31 protein-coding genes are annotated in these 25723 nt (G+C 40.6%); 25 read left to right on the forward strand and 6 right to left on the reverse strand.

All coding sequences use genetic code 11. The features are described from left to right. A complete protein-coding gene (locus AAGD16_RS04315; protein WP_377113854.1) occupies positions 1-912 on the reverse strand; it encodes a hypothetical protein in 912 nt (303 codons plus the stop codon). Positions 913-1092: 180 nt separating this feature from the next. On the opposite strand from AAGD16_RS04315, the gene AAGD16_RS04320 reads away from it, so the two are divergent. The 3 genes from AAGD16_RS04320 to AAGD16_RS04330 all read left to right on the forward strand — a co-directional run bounded on the left by AAGD16_RS04320 (position 1093) and on the right by AAGD16_RS04330 (position 3243). Next, positions 1093-1860: a hypothetical protein gene (locus AAGD16_RS04320; RefSeq protein WP_377113857.1), complete on the forward strand. Its 768-nt coding sequence runs from the start codon at positions 1093-1095 to the stop codon at positions 1858-1860. 71 nt (positions 1861-1931) lie between these two features. After that, positions 1932-2627 (forward strand): aspartate/glutamate racemase family protein, encoded by a 696-nt coding sequence (locus tag AAGD16_RS04325; protein ID WP_377113860.1) that lies wholly within the window; start codon positions 1932-1934, stop codon positions 2625-2627. Between the two features lie 85 nt (positions 2628-2712). After that, on the forward strand, positions 2713-3243 hold the full coding sequence (locus AAGD16_RS04330; protein WP_377113863.1) for a hypothetical protein: 531 nt from the start codon (positions 2713-2715) through the stop codon (positions 3241-3243). Between the two features lie 110 nt (positions 3244-3353). On the opposite strand, the gene AAGD16_RS04335 is transcribed toward AAGD16_RS04330, so the two are convergent. The 5 genes from AAGD16_RS04335 to flgA form a co-directional block, all read right to left on the reverse strand. Continuing rightward, positions 3354-3551, reverse strand: a complete 198-nt coding sequence (locus AAGD16_RS04335; protein WP_010391132.1) for a CsbD family protein — start codon at positions 3549-3551, stop codon at positions 3354-3356. A 334-nt stretch (positions 3552-3885) separates the two neighbouring features. Beyond that, positions 3886-5403, reverse strand: coding sequence for a DUF3360 family protein (locus AAGD16_RS04340; RefSeq protein ID WP_008464416.1), 1518 nt, complete (start codon positions 5401-5403; stop codon positions 3886-3888). 506 nt (positions 5404-5909) lie between these two features. Further along, positions 5910-6332 carry a flagellar export chaperone FlgN gene (gene flgN / locus AAGD16_RS04345; protein WP_016899393.1) on the reverse strand — a complete coding sequence of 141 codons (423 nt, stop codon included), beginning with the start codon at positions 6330-6332 and terminating at the stop codon, positions 5910-5912. Then, the gene (gene flgM / locus AAGD16_RS04350) at positions 6329-6619 is read right to left on the reverse strand and encodes a flagellar biosynthesis anti-sigma factor FlgM (protein ID WP_016899394.1); all 291 of its coding nucleotides are present in this window, start codon (positions 6617-6619) and stop codon (positions 6329-6331) included. The genes flgN and flgM overlap by 4 nt, the downstream gene beginning before the upstream one ends. Positions 6620-6712: 93 nt before the next feature. Continuing rightward, complete coding sequence (flgA, locus tag AAGD16_RS04355) at positions 6713-7474, reverse strand: flagellar basal body P-ring formation chaperone FlgA (RefSeq protein ID WP_377113869.1); 762 nt, start codon at positions 7472-7474, stop codon at positions 6713-6715. Between the two features lie 59 nt (positions 7475-7533). Between flgA and flgB the strand changes: the two genes are divergently transcribed. The 22 genes from flgB to AAGD16_RS04465 all read left to right on the forward strand — a co-directional run bounded on the left by flgB (position 7534) and on the right by AAGD16_RS04465 (position 25719). Further along, positions 7534-7953, forward strand: a complete 420-nt coding sequence (gene flgB / locus AAGD16_RS04360) for a flagellar basal body rod protein FlgB (RefSeq protein WP_016899396.1) — start codon at positions 7534-7536, stop codon at positions 7951-7953. Next, positions 7953-8369, forward strand: coding sequence for a flagellar basal body rod protein FlgC (gene flgC, locus AAGD16_RS04365; protein WP_010391144.1), 417 nt, complete (start codon positions 7953-7955; stop codon positions 8367-8369). The genes flgB and flgC overlap by 1 nt, the downstream gene beginning before the upstream one ends. A 4-nt stretch (positions 8370-8373) precedes the next feature. Continuing rightward, a complete protein-coding gene (locus tag AAGD16_RS04370; protein ID WP_028835467.1) occupies positions 8374-9027 on the forward strand; it encodes a flagellar hook assembly protein FlgD in 654 nt (217 codons plus the stop codon). Positions 9028-9045: 18 nt separating this feature from the next. After that, positions 9046-10374 (forward strand): flagellar hook protein FlgE, encoded by a 1329-nt coding sequence (locus AAGD16_RS04375; protein ID WP_128583248.1) that lies wholly within the window; start codon positions 9046-9048, stop codon positions 10372-10374. Positions 10375-10385: 11 nt separating this feature from the next. Then, entirely contained in the window at positions 10386-11117 is a 732-nt protein-coding gene (locus AAGD16_RS04380) for a flagellar basal body rod protein FlgF (protein ID WP_377113874.1), read from the forward strand. Between the two features lie 14 nt (positions 11118-11131). Beyond that, positions 11132-11917: a flagellar basal-body rod protein FlgG gene (gene flgG / locus AAGD16_RS04385; RefSeq protein WP_010391154.1), complete on the forward strand. Its 786-nt coding sequence runs from the start codon at positions 11132-11134 to the stop codon at positions 11915-11917. Positions 11918-11919: 2 nt separating this feature from the next. After that, the gene (locus AAGD16_RS04390) at positions 11920-12642 is read left to right on the forward strand and encodes a flagellar basal body L-ring protein FlgH (protein WP_013464383.1); all 723 of its coding nucleotides are present in this window, start codon (positions 11920-11922) and stop codon (positions 12640-12642) included. 18 nt (positions 12643-12660) lie between these two features. Continuing rightward, entirely contained in the window at positions 12661-13770 is a 1110-nt protein-coding gene (locus tag AAGD16_RS04395; RefSeq protein ID WP_377113879.1) for a flagellar basal body P-ring protein FlgI, read from the forward strand. A gap of 11 nt (positions 13771-13781) precedes the next feature. Beyond that, positions 13782-14243 carry a rod-binding protein gene (locus tag AAGD16_RS04400; protein WP_377113882.1) on the forward strand — a complete coding sequence of 154 codons (462 nt, stop codon included), beginning with the start codon at positions 13782-13784 and terminating at the stop codon, positions 14241-14243. A 6-nt stretch (positions 14244-14249) separates the two neighbouring features. Then, a complete protein-coding gene (flgK, locus tag AAGD16_RS04405) occupies positions 14250-15557 on the forward strand; it encodes a flagellar hook-associated protein FlgK (RefSeq protein WP_377113885.1) in 1308 nt (435 codons plus the stop codon). An 11-nt stretch (positions 15558-15568) separates the two neighbouring features. Next, positions 15569-16465, forward strand: a complete 897-nt coding sequence (gene flgL, locus AAGD16_RS04410; protein ID WP_377113888.1) for a flagellar hook-associated protein FlgL — start codon at positions 15569-15571, stop codon at positions 16463-16465. Between the two features lie 26 nt (positions 16466-16491). Further along, entirely contained in the window at positions 16492-17517 is a 1026-nt protein-coding gene (locus tag AAGD16_RS04415; protein WP_377113891.1) for a flagellin, read from the forward strand. A 234-nt stretch (positions 17518-17751) separates the two neighbouring features. After that, positions 17752-18591, forward strand: coding sequence for a flagellin (locus tag AAGD16_RS04420; RefSeq protein WP_016899401.1), 840 nt, complete (start codon positions 17752-17754; stop codon positions 18589-18591). 124 nt (positions 18592-18715) lie between these two features. Beyond that, entirely contained in the window at positions 18716-20014 is a 1299-nt protein-coding gene (gene fliD, locus AAGD16_RS04425) for a flagellar filament capping protein FliD (protein ID WP_377113896.1), read from the forward strand. A 6-nt stretch (positions 20015-20020) separates the two neighbouring features. Beyond that, complete coding sequence (gene fliS / locus AAGD16_RS04430; protein ID WP_016899403.1) at positions 20021-20407, forward strand: flagellar export chaperone FliS; 387 nt, start codon at positions 20021-20023, stop codon at positions 20405-20407. A gap of 225 nt (positions 20408-20632) precedes the next feature. After that, on the forward strand, positions 20633-20968 hold the full coding sequence (locus tag AAGD16_RS04435) for a hypothetical protein (protein ID WP_020476930.1): 336 nt from the start codon (positions 20633-20635) through the stop codon (positions 20966-20968). After that, the gene (locus tag AAGD16_RS04440; RefSeq protein ID WP_377113900.1) at positions 20965-22254 is read left to right on the forward strand and encodes a flagellar hook-length control protein FliK; all 1290 of its coding nucleotides are present in this window, start codon (positions 20965-20967) and stop codon (positions 22252-22254) included. Before AAGD16_RS04435 ends, AAGD16_RS04440 begins: the two co-directional genes overlap by 4 nt. Positions 22255-22279: 25 nt before the next feature. After that, on the forward strand, positions 22280-22711 hold the full coding sequence (locus AAGD16_RS04445; protein ID WP_028835459.1) for a flagellar basal body-associated FliL family protein: 432 nt from the start codon (positions 22280-22282) through the stop codon (positions 22709-22711). A 9-nt stretch (positions 22712-22720) separates the two neighbouring features. Then, the gene (locus AAGD16_RS04450; RefSeq protein WP_051440338.1) at positions 22721-23443 is read left to right on the forward strand and encodes a FliA/WhiG family RNA polymerase sigma factor; all 723 of its coding nucleotides are present in this window, start codon (positions 22721-22723) and stop codon (positions 23441-23443) included. Between the two features lie 17 nt (positions 23444-23460). Then, positions 23461-24324, forward strand: coding sequence for a flagellar motor stator protein MotA (gene motA, locus AAGD16_RS04455; protein WP_010391179.1), 864 nt, complete (start codon positions 23461-23463; stop codon positions 24322-24324). Continuing rightward, positions 24324-25322, forward strand: a complete 999-nt coding sequence (locus AAGD16_RS04460; protein WP_377113906.1) for a flagellar motor protein MotB — start codon at positions 24324-24326, stop codon at positions 25320-25322. The genes motA and AAGD16_RS04460 overlap by 1 nt, the downstream gene beginning before the upstream one ends. Beyond that, positions 25315-25719: a PilZ domain-containing protein gene (locus AAGD16_RS04465; RefSeq protein WP_377113909.1), complete on the forward strand. Its 405-nt coding sequence runs from the start codon at positions 25315-25317 to the stop codon at positions 25717-25719. Before AAGD16_RS04460 ends, AAGD16_RS04465 begins: the two co-directional genes overlap by 8 nt. The last annotated feature ends 4 nt before the right edge of the window (positions 25720-25723 follow it).

A 25723-nucleotide genomic window follows, 5' to 3' on the forward strand; every position in this document is an offset into this window, starting at 1 on the left:
TCATTTTAAGAAAGGTAAACCGAAAATTCGGTGCATAAATTCTATGGGGCTTTCTTCATACAAGCGTTGAGCATCATGCAATTGGTTTTGTGTTCTTTGTATATTACTTTTTAAGTTTTTTTCCGCTACTCTTAAGCTTGAAGCAATTTTTTCAGATAACTCATCACTATCGATAAAAGTATAAGCAAAAAAAGTTAATGCAGTACCAATCACTATTACAGCTATCATCGGACCTACAGCAACAACAGCAGCTGTGCCTACAATAGAAGAGACAGCATACCATGCAATGCTAGATGATGCAGCGGCAATAGCAACATCAACAGAGAAACCACCTATAAAATCGTGCCACAGCTTCTCATCATTAACTAACTGTTCTACTGTATGAAATCCTGCAGATATAAGGATGCTAACCAAAAAGCCTGTTTTAATTGATTTTTTTGCGCCGAGTTTACCTATACCAAATGATACAAGTTGTGGGTTGTTCGCTAAATAGCGAGTTCCAGTGAGGTGCTGTCTTAGACCTGGATAACCTTTGAAAATTATATAGTTTTTCCCTGAATAACTTTTTACTTTAAAAGTATCAAAAGCTTTTCCGCTTCTTTTCATTTCTGTTGCTATAGCCGTAACTGCAACTATATCCATCCCAATTGGAATAAGGCCTGAACTATTTTTTATCCAGTCTCTGTAAAGTGGCCATAAGTCAGATGAAATATTATTTTTCTCAAATACAGTCTCAAACCAATTAATAATTTTACCAGGACTTTGCCCAGCAAGCTTTTTGAGGCTAACAATATAATCAACAAATTCAGATGCATTCATGTGAACTAGATTATACTGGTTTGACTTTAAGGTTGCAGATAGCTGCTTTTCTTTTTGGCGGCTTCTAAGATCTTCCCTGGCGGATATTAACATTTTATTTCCTTATAAATAGTATGTACCTATAAGGCGTCTATCTTATACAATTTGTATGTATAGTCAAAGTTTAAAGTCGGGATTTAGATTTTTAATCTCAAAATTATAAATGTCTTAGACATTTAACTTTAAACGATAACACTCAAAACTTTTTATTTGTTACATATTAATAGGCTATTCATGAAATATCTAAATTACATATTATTTTGCCTAACTCTATTTTTCACATCGAATACATTTGCGCTTGAGCAAATATATCACGAGAGTGTTTTACCTGTTATTGCTGCTTTTAAAGCACATGATAAAACTGCGATTGCTGCGCATATTCGCTACCCTCTAAAAAGGCAGTATCCACTTCCTGATATTAAAAATGAAGCTGAGTTTATTACCCGTTTTGATGAAGTGTTTGACGATGAACTCGTTGCCGTTATTGGTAGCTCTAATATCAATACCGATTGGGATAGCGTAGGTTGGCGCGGCATTATGCTCAATAACGGCGTAGTGTGGGTAGACAAAGACGGCAAAATTATTTCTGTGAATACACAAAATGCCACTGAGCAAGTGCGTGTTGAAAAGCTAATTGCTCAAGATAAACAATCACTCCATTCAAGTATTAAAACCTTTCAAAAACCAATACTCGATTGGAAAACATCAAAATACCGAGTTCGTGTTGATGATTTAGGCGATGGAAACTTCCGTTATGCGTCGTGGAGCATTGATAAAAGCCCAAGCGATAAGCCTGATATCGTTTTAATTAATGGTGATATTACCTTTGAAGGTAGTGGCGGCAATCATCACTATACGTTTAAAAACGGACGTTACAGTTACGTATTGCAAGTAACGGTAATTGGTTGTGATACCTCACCACCAGGTTGGCTTGAAGTATATAAAGACGAAAGGTTGTTATTGTCTGACGCTGTGATCAGTGCAGTTAATAAAGCTAATTAAGTTTCTAGTGAAGAGCTGTTATTTTTAACTTACTGTGAAACGTAAACAGCGATCGAGAGAGGGAACTAACTATGAAAACAATCGGTATGTTAGGGGGCATGAGTTGGGAGTCAACAGCCAGCTATTACAAAGCTTTAAACGAAGGCGTTAAAAACTCATTGTGTGGACTACATAGTGCCAAAATTTGTATGGTGAGTGTTGATTTTTCGGAAATTGAAGCGCTACAGCATCAAGGTGATTGGCAACAAACAGCTAAGTTACTCACCAAGGCAGCTAAATCTGTAGAAGTTGGTGGTGCCGACTTTTTACTTATTTGTACCAACACTATGCATAAAGTGGCCGATGAGATTGCCAGTAATATTACCATTCCTATTTTGCATATTGCCGATGCCACCGCTGAGCAACTAAAGCACGATAACATTACGCGAGTAGGGTTGTTGGGAACGCAATTTACAATGGAGCAAAACTTTTACAAAGAGCGTTTAACTAATAAGCATAACATTGAGGTATTAATACCTGAGCCTAATGAGCGAAAGCGAGTGCACGAGGTTATTTATTCGCAGTTATGCCAAGGGATTATTGATGACGATTCGCGAGCTGATTATGTGCGTATTATAGAGCGCTTATTTGCACAAGGCGCACAGGCTATTATTTTAGGCTGTACTGAAATCGCCTTGTTGGTAAAACCACAACATACGCAGGTTCCGCTTTACGATACCACCAAAATACATGCCAAGGCAGCAGTAAAACTAGCGCTGGCTAAATAAATAAGATTGAGCTTAATTCTGTAAATAATCACTTCGGTATGTTTGCATACAGTGATGCTGATAGTAAAGTAATTTGGGGGTAGAGGTGAAAAAGCTTACTATTTATTTGTTACTTTTATTATCTGTTGGATATTCTACAGTTGCTTTATATTCGCTCATTAATAGTGATATTGAAGATGTTATTATTTGCAGCACTGATGAGAATACTCATTACATCCCAAGTGACGCTTGTGAATATTACTTACTTAATTATAGAGCAGATAAGAGTGATATTGAATCACTTGAATCAGGCGCTGGTCTAGCATTTTTATTTGAAATTAAAGATATAGATAAGCGCGATGCTTATATCGAATACTTTATTTCTAAAGGAATCAAAGTAAATACGTTAAGTCACATAGATGGTTTATCACCTCTACACTCGGCTATTTTGCTTAATGACTTTGGTTTAGTGCAACTTTTAATGGATAAAGGCGCGAGTATTACCATTAAAGAAAAATCACATGGGCTTACACCTTTAGAGTTTATTCATAAACTGAGTGAAAAAAATGCTCAGATAGATAGGCAGCTGATATCTGAACTTTTGACGTCGATTTCAAATAATAAACAGGTTGGTTAATTCAAAGAATTACCGAATATGTTAAATCTAGTGATTCTATTATTTACCAACAAAAAAACCGCCAATTGGCGGTTTTTTATTAGCAAGTAAAGCTGTTAACACGCTTTATTTTAATGGCCTTTCTCAAAGTCATTTACTTCGCGCTCGGCTTCCTCTTTCGATTTACCGTATTTTTGCTGAATTTTACCAACAAGCTCGGTACGGCTACCTTCAATTTTATCTAAATCATCGTTGGTAAGATCGCCCCATTTTTGTTGCGCTTTACCTTTAAGTTCTTTCCAGTTTCCTTCGATACGATCGCTATTCATAATTAGCTCCTTATTAAGAGTGATGATTTTTCATTTTAAAAGCGTTACTAATAAAATGATTTTTAACGTTCACTTATAAAGTTGCAAAGGCTATACCAGAAAATAAAAATTTAATTTTATTTATATATCAACTGCTTATGGTTTTTGGTGCGTAAAGTTTTTTAGCTGGTGGCGAGCTTTATAAAAATTCTGCAGGGTGGCTTGTAATTATTGCAGGGACTGTGACTTCAGGGGCTGTTACTTCATGGGGGATTATTGCAAGTACACTGTGCTGGTTTCTATAAGTACAAAAAAAGCGAGCTATTAAAGCTCGCTTTGCTGTTTAATAAAGGAATTAATGTCTAAAGCTTGGCATTAGCGCAGGAATGCCAGGTAGCATACCTACCAGTGCCATTACACCGGTTAATAACACAAACATTATAAGTGGGATGACCCAGCGACTCATTCGCGATAAATCAGCACTTCTTTCTTTACAGCCAATAAGGCCCAAGTTATCCAAAAGCATAGTTAATGACCAACCAAATGCTGGGTTTACTAGGCTTGATGCAAACACCACAATAGCTGCCGACTGCGTGGTTTTACCTTCACGGGTCATTTCCATACCCGCTTCAAGTAGTGGAATAAACACCCCTACAATTAAGGCAACACATAATACTGGCTGCCAAATAGCTAAGTCCATTGGATAGCCCCAAACACCCGCGATAATACAAAATAACGCAGTTAAAATAGCGCCTGCAGGAATAGGGCGTTTTGCAATAGCAGCAGGAACAATGTAAGTGCCCCAAGATGACGCAAAGTTAGCACCGCCTAATAGCGAGCCAAAGGTTTGTCTTGTTGATGCGCTAAGCATGGTATCGTCAATATTCATTTGTACTTTTTCAGTACGCTCTGGGTAACTAATTTTTTGAAATACTTGATGGCCTAAAAAGTCAGGCGACCACATAGCAACCGCTAAAACTGCAAAAGGAAGTACAACTACAAAGCTTTCAGCGGTTGGTAAACCAAGCATCCAACCAGTGTTTTCCCCCCACCAGTACATAGGGTTCATGTTTGGTAGGCCCGGTGCGGTATGAAACTCAAACGGTGCGCCCAATGCAAAAGCAGTAAAACCACCAATTAAACAGCTCAGTGGCACGGCTAACCAGCGTTTTTTGTAATGCTCCAATAAAGCATAAAGTAAAATTGTGGCTAAGATTACGATAAAAGCAATATGGGTCATTTGAATTTCTTCAGCCCATGCAAACAGCTTTTTAACTTGTGAAATGGTACCCACAAAGCCTAAATAGAGGAGTAGGCCACCACACACCCCTTTACTGGTGAGCTTGGCCATGAGGCTGCCGCCTTTACTAAATGCTAATATCAATCCAAAGGCACCTATGAGTAAACCAAAGGCCATAGGATGTCCACCTGCTGCAACCACAATAGGAATTAATGGAATGAGTGGGCCATGAGTACCGGCTAAATTAGCGGTCGGTAAAATAAAGCCCGAAAATAGTAAAATAAATAGCGAAACAATTAAAAGTTCGTAGCGTACGTTTTCAAGTACAAAGCCATCACTTAAACCCAAAGGGCCTGCAAACGTGGCAGCAATGGCTGCAACCATGACTACTTTACCTATAGTAGCGGCCATCGCTGGAATGGTGTCTTCAAATTCAAAGCGATAATCTCTAAATGGTAAATTTGGACGCCAGCGTTTTGGCTGCATAATTTGCAGTTCGTGCTCTAGGTAAGCGTCGCGGCTTTCAAACTCAGAGCTGGGCTTATGAAGATTTTCATAGCTATCGGACACGGTTTGAGTATCCGCTCCTGGTATAGCATCAGATGAATTATCATCTAGCGGCTTGGTGGTCATGACTTCTCCTGCAACTTAGTTGCTAACTCAAAATAAAAATACAGCTTTTACAAAGCAAATGAACATTGAGTGCGCAGGGTAAAACAGCTTGCTACAGATTGTAATTAGGCAAAAGGTCGTGCATAGCCCAGCTTAACGCTTTGTAAGTGTTAACAAAAATAGCAAAGGGATATGTTGTAACTGGCTTGTTAAATTTAAAAGCCATTTAAATTCAATGGCTTATGTTTTTGTTTTTACAGTGTGATCTTGCCATGTAAAATAGCAGAAAGGTCATAAAATCAGCAGATTCAGCAGCAATCATTCTTTAGTCTAATAAAGGTGGCGTTAGCCGCTATTTGCTTATTATAAATACAATTAGCCGCAAAGTTGCACAAAAGCTAACAATACTAAGCTTTAACGGAACGACTATTTTTGGACTCAAGATAGGGTTTTGAAAGGTAATAATAGGAGTAAAGTAAAAATATGGCGCAAAGTGACTAAACGAGAAATGCCTTTATGTAACGTATTTATAAAGGCATTTCTGGGTACGCTTGTTTGTTTTCACCGCCAGTTAAACGCTGTAACAACCGACGTTGGCTTGACAGTAATTGCCCTGAGCGTTCATTCATTATTTTGCAGGTTTTAGTTTTTAGCTCAAGCTGGTGTAATAATTTTGTAGTGAGCGAGTTTATATCAGCAGGCAGCAACGCGGTTAATTGTGCTAAGCCTTCTTTGCCACCTTGCAGGCCTAAACTCACCAAAAAGCCATCGCGCTGGTTATGTGATTCATTTAAGCTTTCTAAAAAGCCAAGCATTTTTTTATTGTGTGTTTCTAGCTGCACATTACGTTGGCTTAGCAATTCGTATTGCGTTTCAAGTAATTCAATTAACGCGTCTAGCTTAATAATGTCTTGTTGCAGACTTACAATATACTCTTTTACAGTTTTCATTTTTTATGAAGTTCAACCATAGCGTTAACGGTTTCATCAATATTAATTTTAAATTCACCACTGGCAATTGCCGCTTTCATTTGGGCTACTTTATCCATATCAACGTCTGGCTTTGCAGCTAAATCTTGAAATGTTGAGTCTATTGATTTACTTAATGCACTCACTGAATTTACTTGCTCTTGTTTAGCCGCTACAGGTTGTTGCTCTGGTTTTGCATCCAGTGATGAACGCTGGTTTGTTTTTTGGCTTTGTTCAACCGCAGTGGTTGTTATTGCGCTTATATTCATTGTTTGTTACCTAATTCGTTTATCGAATTTATATTGCTTAGTTTATATCAGCGACCAAGTACAAGCATTACTTAACTTTTATTTCGACATTTTTTAAAACGCCGCCTCTGCCACACCTTGCGCAATTACTCTGCCTTGAACTACTTTTTTTGATGATAAATTTTTTACATTAATAACCTCACCAAGCTGACCATCTTCAAGGGCAATGGCTTTAACATTGGCCGAGAAAGTTGCGGTATTTATTTGCAGTGAAATATGCTCATTTTTATTGATTAAATACTGCTTTTCTAGGTAGCGGGTGGAGATCACCGTGCCTTTATCAATCTCGCGTTTAACGGTGAGTCCAACTAGCTGATCAATACCGGTTTCGCCTTGATGGCGGTGCTTGCCTAAATCCACGCTTTTATATTCTAAGTCTTGCTTATTAAGCACTTTACCTCGGTTTAAAGTGTGTTTTGCTGCCACTAGGTTTATCCACACACTTACTTTGGCACTGGCTCTAAAGCGCCAAGCAGGCGATGGGCAAGATACAGAAATACTTACTCTGCCTGCGGGTGGCGTGTGACTTTGTGAGCGAGTGATTTGCAACTCATCACAGTTTAGGTTTTCGCTACCTTTAGGAATAAATAGCTCTATGTTTTGCTGCTGACTCTGCGAATTAATCGAGTGCAAATAGCTATTTATTTCACTGTGTAAAAACTGCCGAATTTCTTTATCAAAATTAATGGGGGTGGCCATAGCATGAGCTGGCAGTAGTCCAATAGTTAAAAGTAAGCGGAAAAACCAACGCTTCCCTTGGGGAAGTTCAGCTTCCGTATGTTGGGCTGTTTTTTGCTCTTTTTTTATATAAGTCATTGAAAAAATATACTTTTAAAAGTTGGCATAAAGGTTGTTATACACAAGGTAGAAAGTGTATGCGAAGCGCGAAAGCATACAAGAAACAAAAATTAGAGGCAACAATGGAACTATTTGATAAAGCGTTAGGTGTTCACCCTTTTTCAATGAAATTAAGGTTAGACAGAGCAGAAATCATTGCCAGTAACTTGGCTAATGTTGACACGCCAGGGTTTAAATCTCGAGATGTAGATTACCGTCAAATTATGCAAAGTGTTTCATCCAGTTTTTCGCAAAACAGAGAGGTTGATTTTGCTGGCGTACAAACAGATGAACTTAAATATCGCGTTCCTTATCAACCATCAAGTGATGGCAATACTGTTGAGTTAAATATTGAGCAAGCAAAATTTGCTAGCAACAGTATGGATTTTCAAACCAGTTTGACCTTTTTAAATATGAAAATAAATGGCTTACATAAAGTTATTTCAGGGAAATCATAATGTCTTTTAATTCAATTTATGACGCTAGCGGCAGCGCCATGCGCGCTCAAGTTATTCGCCTCGATACCATTGCATCTAACTTAGCTAATGCCGATACCGCAGCCGGTTCAGAAGCCGACGCTTACAAGGCACTTAAACCGGTATTTTCTGCTTTGTACAAACAAACTCAAGACAGCCAATCAATTTCAGCCTCGGTTGACGTGTTAGGGATCACCGAGTCAAACCGTGCAGTAGAGCAGCGCTACGAGCCAAACAACCCAATAGCTAACAACGATGGTTATGTATTTTACTCCAACGTAAATGCACTTGAAGAAATGGCAGACATGATGTCTGCAAGTCGCAGCTATCAAACATCTGTTGAAGTAATGGGGCGTGTAAATAGCATGCAGCAAAGCATTCTTAAGTTAGGGCAATAATATTATGCAAGTTAATTCTGCCGTTCCAAGCGCTGCAGACGCCACAAAAAACACCACGAATATTGCCGGTAATAGTTCTGCAGATGAAATGTCGACCATGTTTTTAGAGTTACTCGTTGCGCAAATTAGTAATCAAAATCCATTACAGCCTATGGATGGCACTCAGTATGTAAGCCAGCTTGCGGAGTTTTCGAATGTTGAGTCGTTACAAAGCATTCGCCAAAACACCGCCGATGGCTTGGATTATGTCAGCAGCTTAGCGGTGCTTGAAGCCACCAATATGGTTGGCCAAACGGTTGATGTGCAAGCAAGCAGTATTGCCCTTGAGCAAGATGGCAGTGTCTCAGGCATGGTTAATTTAGGTGAAGCCGCAGACTCTGTCACAGTACAACTTTATAACCAAGATGGTGAGTTAGTTGAAGAAAAACAACTGCCTTATTCAGGAGTCGGTTCGCTGCGTTTTGAATTTGAAAACCAAGAAGCCGGTGCGTATGCAGTGAGAGCGTATGCCACTACAGCAGAGGTGCCAAAGCAGCTTGATATTTGGTTAAGCGGTGAGGTTGAGCGTGTTTCTGTAGGTAAGTCGTTAGAAGATATTTTATTGCAAGTCGATGGTTTGGGTAATTTTGGTATCACTGAAATTAATCAAGTGGCATAAATAAGAGGAATAAATAATATGTCTATGTTCAATATAGGATTAAGTGGTCTTAAAAGTACCCAAACAGGATTAGAAGTAACCAGTAATAATATTGCTAACTCGGGTACTGCTGGTTATAAAAATAACACTGCAGAATTTGCCGCGGTTTATAACGGTAGCCAACGCGGCGGTGTAAAAGTTGCCAATGTTAAAGAAGATTTTGTCACCGGTGGTGAAATTGTGCGCACTGGTAATGCGCTGGATATCGCTATTGATGGCCAAGGGTTTTTTGCCATATCAGAAAACGGCCGAACGGCTTACACCCAAGCAGGCCAGTTTCAGTTAGATAACGACTTAAATATTGTTAATGCCAACGGCGGCAAACTGCAAGGCTTTGGCGTGTCTCAAGTTGATGGTGGTGACCCGACAATTGTACCGGGTGTATTAACCGATTTAAAAATTGAAGCCTCAAACATAGAAGCGCAAGCTAGTACAAACATTAATTTTAACGGTAACTTAAGTTCTTCTAGCGACGTGATTGCTTATCCAACAGCTCCTGCGGTATTTGATCCTAAAGATGGTAGCCAATATAACTTTTCTCAATCTACCGAAGTGTTCGACTCATTAGGTAATAGCCATGTGATGACCCAGTACTTTAACCATACGGGTAGTAACGAATGGCAAGCGATGTTTTTCTTAGATGGTAAACCCCTTACTCAAGGTCAGCTCTCAGCGCTTGGTGCTACGACAGGTACTCAAGCTATTGATGATGGTGCGGGTGGTTCAATTAACGCCGGTACCATTACACTTAACTTTGATACCGATGGCCAAATGGTGCCGTTTTCAGGCGATTTAACGGCGGTTGATTTAGAAGTGCCTATTACTTCAACACCAGGTAATGCAGAAATAACCAGTGGTGCTGCAGCATTAAATATCGCACTTAAATTCGATGGCACTACGCAGTTTGGTTCAAGTTTCAGTGTTAACGAAAATGATGCCAACGGCTATACCTCAGGAGCGTTCTCTGGTGTGAAAGTTGAAGACGATGGCCGTGTATTTGCGACATTTACTAACGGTGAATCTAAATTACAAGGCCAAGTTGTACTTGCCTCGTTTGCGAACGTTGATGGTTTAGAGCAAGGCAGCAATACCGTGTGGTATCAAACTGAAGAGTCAGGCTCTGCACTTTATGGCGAGCCAGAAAGTGGTTCACTGGGTAAATTACTGTCAGGTTCATTTATGGGCTCAAATGTTGATATTAGTGAACAGCTGGTTGGCTTAATGTCATTTCAACAAAATTACCAAGCCAATGCTAAAACCATCAGCAGTGCTGATGAAATGATGCAAATTTTATTTAGTAACACCTAAGGAAGCTAAGCGTGGAAAAGTTAATTTATACCGCCGTTTCGGGTGCTGAACTTAATAATACCGCCTTACGCGTTGCTGCAAATAACCTAGCAAATGTTAGCACCGTAGGTTTTAAAGCCGACTTAGAGCAAGCGCAATCAATGATGGTACAAGGCGAAGGCTTTCGTACTCGTTACCACGCGCAACTAACACCAGTAACTACTGACTTATCGTCAGGGCCAATCATGGATACTGGCCGTAATCTTGATTTAGCACTGAGCAACGGCGGTTATTTAGAGGTGATGGATGACAATGGCGAACCGGCTTATACCCGTGCGGGTAACTTAGTGGTTGATGCCGATGGCTTTGTTACTGTTAATGGCCGCCGTGTGCAAGGTGACGGTGGCGATATTCAACTCCCAGAGTTTGGTGATATTGAAATTGGCTCAAACGGCATGATCAACCTAACCCCAATTGGCGGTGGTGTGATTGCAGAAGATACGCAAATTAAATTAGCCAGTACCGATGCAAACTTAATCAAAGGTGCTGATGGCTTACTCAGAGCTAACGATTTACAGCCGCTTGAAGCCGACGAAACAATCACAGTAAGAACCGGTGCTTTAGAAGGCTCTAACGTGAATGCGGTGGCTGAAATGATCAAAACCATGAATATCAGTCGCCAATTTGAGATGAATGTAAAAATGATGAAGTCTGCTGACGAATTAGCGACCAGCGGTAATAAACTTATCAGTGGACGTGGATAAACAGGAAGCCAAACATGAATTCAGCATTATGGGTGAGTAAAACCGGTCTTGCAGCGCAAGATTTAAGAATGACAACAATATCTAATAACCTCGCGAACGTAAGCACTGCCGGTTTTAAAAAAGACAGAGCGGTATTTGAAGACTTATTTTACCAAGTACAAAAACAACCTGGCGCGCAGGTAGATGAGCTTAATCAGCTGCCATCTGGGATTCAGGTGGGAACCGGTGTGCGTATTAACGGCACGCAAAAGCAATTTACTGAAGGCAGTTTTGAAACAACCAGTAATCAGTTAGATGTGGCCATTGCTGGGCAAGGTTTCTTTCAAATTGAAAGCCCTGACGGCGAGTTATTATTTACCCGTAACGGTCAGTTTCAGCTTAACTCTGAGTCATTACTGGTAAACAGCAACGGCTTACCATTGGCACAAAATATTGCGCTGCCAGAGGGCACCACTAAAGTGAGTATTGGCACCGATGGCACCGTTACTGCGGTAGTGGGTAAAGATGCGCAAGCGGTAGAGTTAGGTCAAATGTTAACGGTTAACTTTGCAAACCCTGCAGGCTTACAAAGTTTAGGTGGCAACTTGTACCGCGAAACAGCGGCATCCGGTGAACCTGTTGAGGGTATCCCTGGCGAAGATGCTTTTGGGGGCTTACAACAATTTACTATTGAAGGCTCAAACGTGAGCGTCGTTGATGAAATGGTGAGCATGATTGCCGTACAGCGCGCTTACGAGATGAACGCTAAAGTAGTCTCTGCGGCAGATGAAATGCTGCGCTTTATAAACCAAAACGTATGATTATGATGAATAAGTTAACATTATTTTTGCTGCTTTTAGGTGTTGCTGGTTGCAGCAACACTCCATCAAAAACCCAAATGGTGGAATGTGAAGTGGTGTATGGGGAAGTGAAATGCCCACAAAATACCACTCAAAAATCAGTTCAAGACTATGAAATAAGCCAAGATGCCTATGCACAGGGTTTGAATCAGCAAGATGGTAGCTTATTTCAAGATAACTATATGTTTTCTTTGTATGCAGATAAACGTGCTTACCGGGTTGGCGATATTTTAACTGTGGTGCTTAACGAGCGCACGCAATCAAGTAAAAGTGCCGATTCGAGTTTAGATAAAAGTACCGACTTGGATGTTTCGGTGCCAGTAGCTGGTGCACTCAATGTAGCTGATTTTAATTTGGGTATAGGATCGAGTGCTAAGTTTGACGGTGAAAGCAGTGCCAGCCAGCAAAACTTCCTGAGTGGCGCTATTACTGTGCGGGTTAATCATGTTTTATCTAATGGATCGCTGGTTATTAAAGGGCGTAAGCAAATTAAGCTCAACCAAGGTGACGAATACATTGAAATTGAAGGGCTAGTTCGCCCTGGCGATATTGATGTAAGTAACCGTGTTTCGTCGCTTCGTATTGCTGAAGCGCAAATAAGCTATACCGGCAAAGGCACATTGGCTGATGCGAATCGTCCAGGTTGGTTTACCACTTTATTTACCCGATTCTTAAACCCGTTCTAAGGGATTACTGAGGTTTTAATGAAATATTTACTATTAATGCTAGTGTGCTTTTTTAGCCTATTAGCGCCTGCAACTGTGACCGCCAAAGCACGTCCATTATTAGATATTGTTGATGTGCTAGGTGTGCGAGAAAACCAACTGGTAGGTTACGGACTAGTGGTAGGTTTACCGGGGTCGGGTGATAAAGCCCAAGTGAAATTTGCCGGCCAATCGTTAAGTAATATGCTAAAGCAATTTGGTGTCTCTGTAGATGAAGAGCGATTACCAAAATCAAAAAATATTGCCGCCGTTGCGGTACATGCTACGTTGCCGCCAATGGGAAGCCCAGGCCAAGCCATTGATGTAACTGTGAACTCATTAGGCGATGCAAAAAGCTTACATGGTGGTAGCTTAATGTTGACCCCGTTAAAAGGGGTTGATGGCAAAGTGTATGCGCTAGCACAAGGTAACTTAGTGGTAGGGGGTATTAATGCCAGTGGTAAAAGTGGCTCCTCGGTGACTGTCAATGTGCCTACTTCGGGGCTTATTCCCAATGGCGCCATCATTGAGCGCAGTGTTACGGCTATGTATGAAAGCCAAAGCGATGTAATTCTTAATTTAAAAGATCCAAATTATCAAACTGCTCGCAATGTCGTGCGCGCAATAAACAAAGTATTTGGACCCGATGTGGCCACTGCTGAAAATTGGGCGCGTTTAGTGGTCAGTGCGCCAAGCGATGCCAATAGTCGCAACACGTTTATGTCGATGCTACAAGACATTAGTGTAGAGCAAGGCTCTGAGCGTCCTAAAATCGTATTTAATAGTCGCACCGGTACTGTCGTAATGAACGATACTGTACGGGTGAATCAGGCGGCCGTTAATCATGGCAATTTAACCATTACCATTAGCGAACAAGAGCAAGTGTCGCAACCTGGGCCGTTTTCAAATGGCCAAACCACAGCTACACAATCAAGTGATATCACGGTAGATCAACAACAAAGAAATATGCTGCTGTGGCCTGAAGGCACCTCTTTAGATGAAATAGTTAAAGCGGTAAATGCACTTGGCGCAACGCCAGCCGAGCTTATGTCGATATTAATTGCACTTGATAATGCTGGGGCTTTAGAAGCCGAGCTATTAGTTATTTAAAGGAAATAGCCATGAAAATAGAGTCATCAACCCAATTATCTCAGTCATTAGCGATAGACCCCACTCACCTAGAAAACATTACCGGCAACAGTGAAGCAGGCGTAAAGCAAGCGGCAGAGCAGTTTGAAGCGATTTTTTTACAGCTGGTATTAAAAAGTATGGATAGCACCACCAAAACTATGGCCGGTGACAATGGTTTTTTTAATAGTAACGAGCAAGCCCAATTTAGAGACATGCATAACGCCCAAACTGCGCAGCACTTGGCCTCAACTCATCAATTGGGTTTAGCCGAAGCGATTATTAAGCAGTTTGATGAGAAAATTACCCCGATAGAAAATACATTTAAGAATAGCCAAACCTTGGTCGCTAATGATCATCATAAAGATGCTGAAAATGTTGAACCCACCAAAAGCTATGATATTTATGCCGGGTCGGCGTTTGTTCAGCCATTGAATGCTATTACGATTAGGTAGTTAATTATGTCTATGTTAAATAACGCGTTAAGCGGCCTCAATGCAGCAAATATTGCGCTGACTGTGTCAGGGCAAAATGTGGCGAATGCAGCCGTAGAAGGCTATTCGCGTCAGCAAGCTCAATTTAAAACCTCTAATGTATATTTAGGCGGGGTTGAGGTGGCATCGGTTGACCGTGTTGTTGACGCCTTTTTAAATGATGATATTTGGCGCACTAATTCAGATACCCGTTATTATGAAAACAAACAGTCATATCTAGGTTTTATTGAGCAAATAATTGGTACCGACTCACTCAACTTAAATAACTCTCTTGCAAGCCTAACGGATGCACTCAATGCTGCTGCAACCAAGCCTGATTCACAGGCTTTCAGGCAGCAATTTTTATCTTCAGCCGAAGGCTTTATGCAAGATATTGCGCAAATTAATGGCGCACTGGCAGGCCAAGCAACAAAGTTAAATGCACAAATGAGTAACGTAGCGCTTAACGTGTCTTCTATAACTAAGCAAATAGCCGAAATTAACAGTAGCATCGGGTTAGCAACAGCAAATAATCAATCAACCGCAGAGCTAAAAGACAACCGAGAACGCCTAGTAAACCAGTTATCTGGGCATATTGGTGTATCTATTGTTGAGCGAGATAATGGCTTTATTGATATCAGTACCTTAAGTGGTGCCCCGCTGGTGGTAGGTAGTAAAGCCGCCTCAATCTCTGTAAATGGTACTACAGTTACAAGCGAGTTTATTGGACAAGAATTTACTCTTGATAAAAACGTCGGCGGTCAATTTGGTGGCTTGATCAGTGTTGATAACGATGTAATTAAACCAACCCTTGCAACCTTAAACGACCTAGTTGCCGACCTTGCTGATGATATGAACGGTGCACTGCAAAGTGGCTTTGATTTAAATAACGACCCCGGTGAAGCGCTGTTTACTTACAATCCATTAAACCCATTAGGGACAATTGAGATAAACCCTGCGATCACCCCCGATAAACTTGGCTTTAAAGACAGTAGTACCTCAGGACCGGGCGATAACTCTAATATTGCAAATATTGTTGCCTCAATGGCAGGAAAAGGCGATAAATTTACGTTATTAGTGGGTGAGCTTGCCATTACCAGTAAACAAAACCTAAACAGTATTACCACGGCCACTAATTTGAGTGAAAACGCTATTGCAGCGCGCGATAGCTACAGCGGGGTAAACCTTGATGAGGAGGCGGCAAACTTAATGCATTTTCAGCAAATGTATAGTGCCAATGCCAAAGTGATTAGCACCGCAGATCAAATGTTTAAATCTTTACTGCAAATGTTTTAGGGAGCAACGTTATGCGAGTTAGTAGTCACCAGTTTCATTTAAATTCAATCAAAAACATTCAAAGTAATACTGAAAACTTTAACGAAAAGTCGATTCAGCTGGCAACCAATAAGCGAATTCTTAAGCCCTCAGATGATCCGCTTGGTACTGTGATGATTATGAATTTAGGTTCAGAAATTAAATCGCTAGAGCAATACAAAACTAATATGGATGCAGTTAACTTTTCATTAGGTCAACAAGAAGTACAGCTAACCGGTATTGTTAACCAAATATATTCATTACAAAGTTTAATTACCACCGCGGCGGATGGCTCAATGGGTGAGGCAGAAATTAAAGCGCTTGGCCAAGAAATGAGTGTGGCTTTTCCTGCGATTGTTGACTTACTGAATGCAACCGACAGCGATGGGAAGTATTATTTTTCGGGTAGTAAAACCGATGAAAAACCGTTTCAAATTGATGCTACGGGGAATTACGTTTATGCTGGGGACGATATTGTCAGAGAGGTCGCTGTATCTGACGACTCAAGTGTAAAAAATAATATTGTGGGTAATGATTTAGACCCTGGTGCGGGTTTTTTAAATGCAATGCAAGACTACCTTGTAGAAGTAAATAATCCGCCAGCGGGTGGCGTTGGCAATCAATCACGGGTGATGATAGATAAATTAGCTGACTTTTTAGGTACTATTAGTAGCCAAGTGACCACTATAGGCTCTATTATGGCTTCGCTTGATTCTATTACTACTAGTAATCAAGATATCACTACGTTTACGGTGAATTTACAGGATGATTTGAGTGCTGTAGATTACCCTGAAGCGTTTATCTCGATGAAAGAGTCAATGGCGGCTTATGAGTCATCGATGCAGGTTTACTCAACAGTAAGCAAACTTTCATTGTTTTCATACATTTAAAATTTTAATACTGTCAGGAACTAACTATGCTGGTTAAAAGTAGCGAAAAGGCACAAGCAATTGACTTGGTTAATACCAATAAATCGGATGCACTCGTTACATCAACAAAAGACTCTGCTAACAATTTGTGGAAAAACAAAATTGTTGCCAGAGAGGAGCAAGTTAAAGTACTGACTGATTGGGCACAGCGTGGTGCGCTTAGTCAAGCGTTGGCTAGAGCCGAGCAAAGTGAAAGCACAATACGAAATTTGTACATGGGGCTTGAAAAGTTAGCACAACAATTAAATACCCAAGCTGCTAACTCTCAGCCACAACCTATGCAACAACAAAAGATTAAAGTGCAAATAGCGTCATTACAGGGCATAGCAAATAAAAAAGGCTCAGGGCTTGATACCCAGCTAAAAATAACAGATCCAAATCGTGCTATTACCAAACAGCTTAATGCAAATATAGATCTACTTAGCGCACGCCCACATGAAGAAAATATCCAGCTAGTAATGGGTCGTTCGGGCAAATCATTAAGCTTAAAGCTACCCGCCTATCAAGACGAAAAAACCAATTTAACCACCATTCAAAATGCGTTTTCACCACATCATATTAATGTTGAGCTTAATCGTGAAAACCGCCTGCTTTTTAGTGCGCAAAAAGAAAATGCATCCCCACTTTTAGAGCCTTGGGTGATGAGTGGTCAAGGTGTGCGCGTTGCGGCGGGTAACCCGATTTCGTTGCAGCTTAATGATTTAGATAACCCACTTAATGAGCTTGCTAAAATAGCGGATAAAAATGCCTCTATTGCACAGCATCGTGAACAAATTCAAAGTGCGCAGCGTCATTTAAAGGCCAATTTAATAAAAATTCAGGCACAAAAACAGCAGTTACAAAGCCAACTAGAGCAGCTTGACTCTGCTAGTTCATTAGGCAACACCGATGAACTGCTTGCTTTAAGTTTAGGGGTTAAACAGCATATGCAAAACCCGAGTGTAAATAGTGTGGCTGCGATTATGTCGCAAGCAAACATTACTCGTAATATGGTGCAATACTCTCTCACTTAATTTTTTAATGCAGCAATCTAGTATTGCTGCATCGTTTTTTATTTCTGCTATTCCACTTATCTGCTTTTAGCCAGTTTAAAACGCTTAATTTACCTTTTTTGAACACATTGATTAAAAAAATAAAAAATAATTAGAAAAAAGTTTATGTAATTAAAAATATGGTCGCTCTTAGTTATTAGAAGGTGATTTAGGTTCACTAATTACTTTAGCTATTAATTCAAAGAGGAAATAAACATGGCTTTATCAATTCAATCAAACATGGCATCAATGTCAATCCAAAACCAACTTGGTCGTAGCAACAACGATTTGTCTACAGCACTTGAGCGTTTAGGTTCTGGTTTTAAAATTAACTCTGCAAAAGATGATGCAGCTGGCCTACAAATCGCTTCACGCTTAAACGCACAAGTACGTGGTCAAGACGCTGGTTTATACAACGGTAACAACGCTATGTCTATGATGCAAACTGCTGAAGGTGCGTTTGATGAAATGACTAACATTGCTTACCGCATGAAAGAACTTGCTACTCAAGGTTCAAGTGATACAAACGGTGCAAAAGAGTGGGCTGCACAAAGTGCAGAATACACAGCACTAGCTACTGAGCTTACAAACATAATGACTAATACGTCGTTTGGTGATGGCACTAAACTTTTAGCAGCTGCTGGTAAGTTTGGTGCAGGTGCGGTTAATTTCCAAGTAGGTTCAAGTGCAGCAGAAACCCTTAATGTTGATATTTCTACAGAGCTAGGGAATGTGACAACGGCTATTGGTAATGCTGCTGCATTTACAGACGTTGCAACAGCACAAGCGCAGATTGCGTTTGTTGATACTTTGGTTGGCGAAATTGGTACTGCACGTTCAACGCTTGGTGCATCAATGAACCGTCTTGACCATACAATGACTAACGTATCTAACATGAAGCAAAACACTCAAGCTGCTGTAGGTACGTTAATGGACGCTGATTTTGCTGCTGAAACATCAAACATGACTAAGCAACAATTGCTAATGAACTCTGGTATCTCGGTACTGAGCACAGCTAACAGCACAACACAAATGATTGGTTCACTACTTCGTTAATAGTGATTAATCAATTAAGTATGCATAGCTACACCTAAGGGTGTAGCTATTATTGTTTATAGTCATAAGTAAAAATATTTACCCTAGATTTTTTTGCTTATAACTAAAATGCTTGGAGATTAAAATGAGCTCTGCAATAGGAATCAATCCTGGGCAATTAGCCTCACAATATACACAAATTGAGCGTAGCGCTAAAGATCAGCAATTAAGTACTAAAAGTAGCCTTTTTAGCAATCAAATTAAGGCGTTTGATAGCTTGAAAAGTAATTTATCAAGCTTTTTTGATGACTTACAAGCTAGCTTAAAAGACACCAGTAGTTTATTTTCCAACACAGCCACAGTGAGCAATCCATCGGCATTAGCTGTGAGTGCAACTGGCACAGCAGCCAGCGGCGAGTACGATGTATTTGTGGAGCAATTAGCGCAAGCACACCAAGTTGCATTGAGTTTTGACCCGGCTAAAGCTTTAACCACTGATGGTGAGTTAAGCATTGATTTGGCAGGCAGTGCGTTTAGCATTGATTTTGCAAGCCTTGGCGCCGATGCATCATTAACTGATGTTGCTAATGCTATCAACTCGCATGTTGATAATAGCGGTGTTAAAGCCTCTGTTGTGCGCTCTGGCACAGAAACTTTTTTAACTTTAACCAGTGCTGAGCCGGGTGCTGCTAATCAGGTGGGTGTGAGTTTTACTCCAGCTGCGGATGCCAATGGCAGTGATATCACCAATGCCATAACAAACAAACAAGATTTAACCTTAGCGCAAGATGCGATTGTTAAGCTAGGGGCTAACTCAGCACTGACAATCACTTCAAGCAGTAATAAACTCGATACGGTTATTGATGGGGTGACGATTGATTTAACGCAGGCGCAGTCGCCGGGCGATCAGCCAATTCACATATCAATTAACCAAGATCAAGAAAGCTCTAAAGAAAACATCCAAAGTTTTGTAGATAAATTTAATTCGCTCACCAATGGCATTACCAGTAACCAGTACTTAAAAAGAGATAATATGGCTGCCGGCCTTGCTCGCTCTTTACGCAACGATTTTCAAGGTACGTTTGAAGGTAAAAGCTTGTTCTCTGTGGGTATTGAGTTTGATCGTAGCGGTAACTTAAAAATAGATAATAAAAAACTTGAAGAAGCCATGACGACTAACCCTGAACAGTTAACCAGCATGCTAACAGGTGAAAACGGGTTGTTATCTAAGCTGGAAACCCGTGTTGAGCCTTTCACTAAAAGCTATGGTTTGATGACGGATAAAAAACAATCATTGCAGGCGAGCTTAAATATAGTCACTAGGCAACAAAAAGATCATGAAGTGTCGATGGAGCAAGTGTACCAACGTTACTTGTCGCAGTTTACACAAATGCAACAGACTATTGCGCAATTAGAATCTACAATGGGTCAATTTGGAGGCTAAACATAGATGTTAGATTTAAATGATGGCTTTTCAGCCTATAAAAGCACATCGGTAGATGCAAAAGCGGCCAGTGCTGATATTCATAAACTGGTGTTAATGTTATTTGATGGTTTTTCGGATGAGCTTGAAAGAGTAACCGGCCATATAAAACAAAAAAGACATGATAAAAAAGCCGAAAGTATTGAAAAGCTAATGCGCATTTTAGGCGGGCTTGAGGCCTCATTAGACCTTGAAAAAGGCGGTGAAGTAGCGCAAAACATGCAAAACCTTTATCAGCATTGTGGGCAAGCGTTATTGCAAGCGAGTATAAAAAACGACTTGAGCTATATTGATTCCACCCGTGTGGTGATGAACAACCTGCAAGAAGGGTGGCAAGGGTTAGGCACACAATAAACGTATTAGAACCAGCTACCCTTAGCTGGTTTTTTCATTTTTAACACGGCTATTTTTTACTTCCTCTACTGCTTAAATAATCTTTCTATTTATTATTAATAGCACATCACTTCCTTCCGAGGTGGAAGTTCCGCTTCCGCCTTTTTGGGTTTTTATTTTATTTATTAATATAAAACAACAACTTAAAATTGGCTTGCTTTTTGCTAAAAGAAATATGAACTTATAATGAATTCAGTATTGCTAATGGAACACTCTCAAAAATACGCAGCGCAAAAAATGGAACAATTACTTAGCACCATGGAAGATGCTATCCATGAGAGTAATTGGTATCAAGTTAAAGCAGCCGATAAGCAGTTACTTGCGCTTTATGCACAGTTACAAAGTATGCCTTGGTTTAGCTCAATGAAAACTGAACAAGACAATCTAAAAGCACGCTACGCGGACTTAATTGAGTTGGTTAGTCAAAAGCAAGCAGCTATCAAAGTGCAAATGCAGCGCCATCAAGAGGATAAAGAAGGCTTACTGGCATATGAAAAAGTACAACAAGGACTGTCATTATGAGTATTCAAGCGAACTCTATGACTACAAAGGCTGATTTTGGCAGTGCCGCTGATAAGCCAACAATACTAAAAAGCACAGTATCGGCAGATACAGCGGAACAAGAGGCTGCGATTGAGCCGTTTACGCTTTTCTCAAAGCAGCAATCAAAGCAACAAGAACCAAGCGTTGATGAAACACAAGTGAGTTCAGCTCAGTTACAGCAAAGTGAAGATACCAGTGTAGAGACGGATGAAGTAATAAATCCGTATTTTTTTAGCACCGCAAATTATAATCTTGATACCAATAAAATAAGCGCGCCTGTCAAAACCTTACTAAATCCAAATAGTAACCTTGGTGTAGATAGCGAAGTAATGGCTGAGGAAACACCAACAGCACAGCTTGTGGCTAATGAACAGCTGCAGACCACGCATTTAGAGACTCAGAGCGAAGACAGCTTTGTAACTCAAGAGCCTGCTAAAACTACGCCTGTGCAAAACATTGCAATGAACATAGCCACCACGGCTGCGCCTACTGCGGCCATAAATGTAACGTCAGCAAATGCAGTAGTTAATAAAGAATTAAATACACTCGAAGTAGACAAAGCACCACAAACACTATACTCGCAAGCGCTTTTGAATCGATTAAATCAACCTTCGGTAGTGTTGAACACTTATGCACAAGCGCAATCAAGTAGCCTAACCAGTGAGCAAGTAGCCATACAACCGAGTGTGTCGCTGAGCAAACTTGAGCTTGCGGCATTGTCACAAAGTGCGCAATCGAAAATGGTCTTTACAGAAAGTCGCGAGAGTACGGGTCAAAAATCAACATTAGTGAATGCATTTTCAGCGTCCGCACCCGCGCCAGAGAGCTTTGAGTGGCATAAAGAAAAATTAAAAGAGGCTCCCAGTGAATGGGGGCAGCGCTTATTACATGTACTTGGCGACAAGGTAAAACTGCAAATAGGCCAACAACTACAACGCGCGCAAATTAGATTAGATCCTCCTAATTTAGGCAGTATTGAAATATCGATAAATATTGAAGGTGATAAAACCTCAGTCAGTTTAACTACGAGTAATGCGCAGGTGAGAGATGCTATAGCACAAACTTTAGATCAGTTGCGTCAGTCATTATCACAAAACTCATCCACCACAGTGGATGTTAATTTAAGTGATAAACAGCAGCAGTCGCAACAGCAGCTTGAAAATAACGAGATTGCAAATAATCAAACCGAGTCGCCTTCCCATAGTGATACAGCCAGCACTCACTCAGCAAAATCGCCATTAGATTGGTTAGATTTATTAGTATAACTACCTTGGATTAAGAGAGATAAAAGTGAAAAAAATAATAATAGCCCTAACCGTATTAGCACTTATTGCGGCTGCATTTTTTGCGGGACAGTTTTTTAACGACAGTGACTCATCTCAAGAGAGTAAACAAGCTGACATTAGTAAAGTTGAATATCACGAAATGGAGCGCTTTATTATAAGCGTATCAGATGACTCAATTGCCCGTTATTTGGTGCTCGACTTGGTACTTGTTACTTCGCCATCAGTTTACAACACAGGAACAGAGGCCATGGAGCCGCTAGTGAGAAATGTACTGGTAAAACAGTTTGCCAACATGAGCCATAGCCAAGCAAAAGCTGTTTTTAAGGATATCGATGCGGTTCAAAAAGACTTACTCGAGCAGTTTAATTTGGTTTTAGCGAATGCGGTTTCGGTTCGTCTAGATAATGTACTCATTACGAATGTCTTTATTCAATAGGCTATCGCTATGATGCTGCAAGAGGAGTGGGGCGAGCTAGTCACCGAGCCGCCAGTGATATTCACACCGCAAAAAGAGACGCAACTATTATCGCAGTACTCTTTTTTAGTTAATAGAGCGGCTGCGCATATGCGCACTCAAGTAGGCGTTATTGTTGATAACGATGATATTTATCAAATAGGCATTATTGCCTTGCTGTCGTCTATTCGTCGCTATGGCCGCGACTTAGATGAAAAGTTTGCTGCATTTGCGTTTAAGCGTATTCGTGGAGCCATGCTAGATGAATTTCGACGTGTTGATTGGCGACCGCGTCAACTAAGGCAGCAGTCTCATCAGCTTCGTGATATGAGCCGCTCACTTCAAAAGCAGCTTGGTCGTGATGCAACAGACACCGAAATGTGTGAAGCATTAGGCATAAGCCATAAAGAGCTTATTCAACTGCACTACAGTGAGCAAGCCGAGGCATTTGATAGCCTTGAAGCGCTATTAGAAGCTAACCCTAATTTAGCGCTTACCAGTGCCCATACACACGACAAGGAAGAGACAGCAGCTACGCTAAAAGCGGCCATGAGCAAGCTCAATACCCGAGAAAAGCTGCTCTTACAATTGTATTACATGCACGAAATGAATATGAAAGAAATAGCATTAACACTCGATTTAACAGAGGCACGTGTTTGCCAACTTCATAAACAAGCACTTGAAGCGCTCACACAAGCGCTTCAAAAAATCTAATACCTAAGGAATAAAGAATGCAAAGAGTTATAGGGTTAATAGTGGTACTTGCAACAGTATTAGGTGGTTTTGCGTTTGCCGGCGGTAACATTGCCACTATGTGGCAGCCATACGAATTTTTAATCATTTTTGGCGCTGGCTTAGGTGCGCTAATTGTGGGTAATTCAAAATATGTACTGACAGAAATGCTATCGCAATTAAAGTATCAATTTATTAGTGGTAAAGGAACCGATACCTCTGAGCTTTACCACGACCTGCTACTGGTTATTTACTCTTTATTAGATTTAGCCAGAGTGAAAGGCATAAAGGGCCTAGATGAGCATGTTGAAAACCCCGAAACCAGCTCTATTTTTCTTGCCTACCCAAAAGTGTATGAGTTCCCTCAATTAGTCACTTTTATTTGCGATAACTTACGTTTGTTTAGTATGGGAAAAATCAACTCGCATGATTTTGATGCCATGTTAGAGCAAGAAATTTACACCATTGAAGAGCAGCGCCTGAAGCCATCTCACTCACTGGCTAATATTGCTGAAGCTATGCCCGGTTTTGGTATTTTGGCTGCGGTAGGCGGCATTATTATCACCATGCAACACTTAGATGGGCCTTTAAGTGAAATTGGCTACCATGTAGCAGCCGCGCTAGTAGGAACCTTTATTGGTATTTTTGCCTGTTATTGTTTAATTGCACCGCTTGCTTCTGCGATGGAGCAGTATGTAAAAAAACAAGTGGCAATGTTTGAGTGTGTGCGTGCCATGTTAGTCGCTCATGCCAAGGGCCACGTGCCAATTGTAGCGACCGACTCAGGTAGAAAATTAATTAATGAAGAAATTAAACCGACCTTTACCACCATGGAAGAGTGGATCACTAACAAGGCGGCTTAATGATGGAAAACAAAAATCAAGAAATCGTCATCAAACGCTCTCGTAGAAGAGCAACCGAAAAACCGCATGGTGGCGCATGGAAAGTCGCCTTTGCCGACTTTACTTTGGCGATGATGGCGTTTTTTATGGTGATGTGGATTATGGCGATCACCAATGAATCTGAGCGTGAAGAAATTGCACACTACATGCGAACTCACTCAATTTTTGATGGTGGCCCTGCTATTTTTGACCCTCAAAACAGCCCATTCCCTGTTGATTTAGGTGGGTCTCCTTCAGTAATTAAGCACTTAGAGTCGGGAATTACGCCGCCGGACTCTCCAAGGCCAGGAATCAGTGAAGTGTTACAAGTGCCCGATGGAACCGTTGAGCCTAAAGCAGGACAAGGCGAGAAGTTAAATTCAGCCATTGATAGCCAATTTGAAGCCTCATCTGAGCTGAGTTTATTACTTGAAAGCATTGATGAACTTAGTAAAGAAGAGTTATTAAAAAATAACTTATTAGTTGAAGAAGTGCCTTTAGGGCTAAGAGTGATTATTAGAGATGACAAACATCATCAAATGTTCGAACGCTCAAAGTCGCAAATGACTCCGTTTTTTGAAGATCTGTTTTTATACCTTGGCGGCTTAGTAAAAGACATCAATAACAAAATTATTATTTCTGGGCACAGCGATGCCAGCTTATTTGTTGATGGCAGCTCTCGTAATTGGGACATTTCTGGCGATAGGGCGCAACAGGCCAGAAAAGTGATGACCATGGGCGGAATGCCATCAAGCCAAGTGCTTCAAGTAAATGCGTTTTCATCTAATCGACCACTGAACAAAGAAAACCAAAAAGCCAGTGAAAACAGACGGGTTGAACTACTTATTTTAACTAAAGATGCAGAGGGAAAATTTAATCAGTTGTTTGATGATAGCAATATTAATAACCCAGTAAAAAAATCTGCCAGTGCGGCAACTGCTAATAAACCTGTGCTACGCCTTGAAGAGAATTATGAGTAACCAATCAGAAACTAAACGAAGTTACAAAAGATGGAACTTAAACCTCAAAGATAATTACGAGCCTGAGTCAGTTCAGCTTGGCGGAGTAGGCGTGCAGTTATTACGACGTTGTTTTATTGATATTTCACTATGCCATGGTGTGGCAAAAGATATTAGCGTGGGCGGTGTGGGTTTATTAGTGCCTGCTGAAAAGACGATCCCCAATAAAATTATTGTGGTGTTTGATAAAACTAATCGATTGGCAGGCAAGGTAATGTATCGCCGTGCAGTGAGTGAAAAATTAATGTTTTTAGGGGTTGAGTGGATAAGCAAAAATGAGCGCTTACGCAGCGATATTGTTAATCGTTTACAGTTACAAGCCCAATTGAAAAAAGCTAAAAAAACGAGCATAAGCTGAATAT

Origin of the sequence: Pseudoalteromonas sp. M58 (assembly GCF_042604605.1) — a bacterium.
Taxonomy (GTDB): Bacteria; Pseudomonadota; Gammaproteobacteria; order Enterobacterales; family Alteromonadaceae; genus Pseudoalteromonas; species Pseudoalteromonas tetraodonis.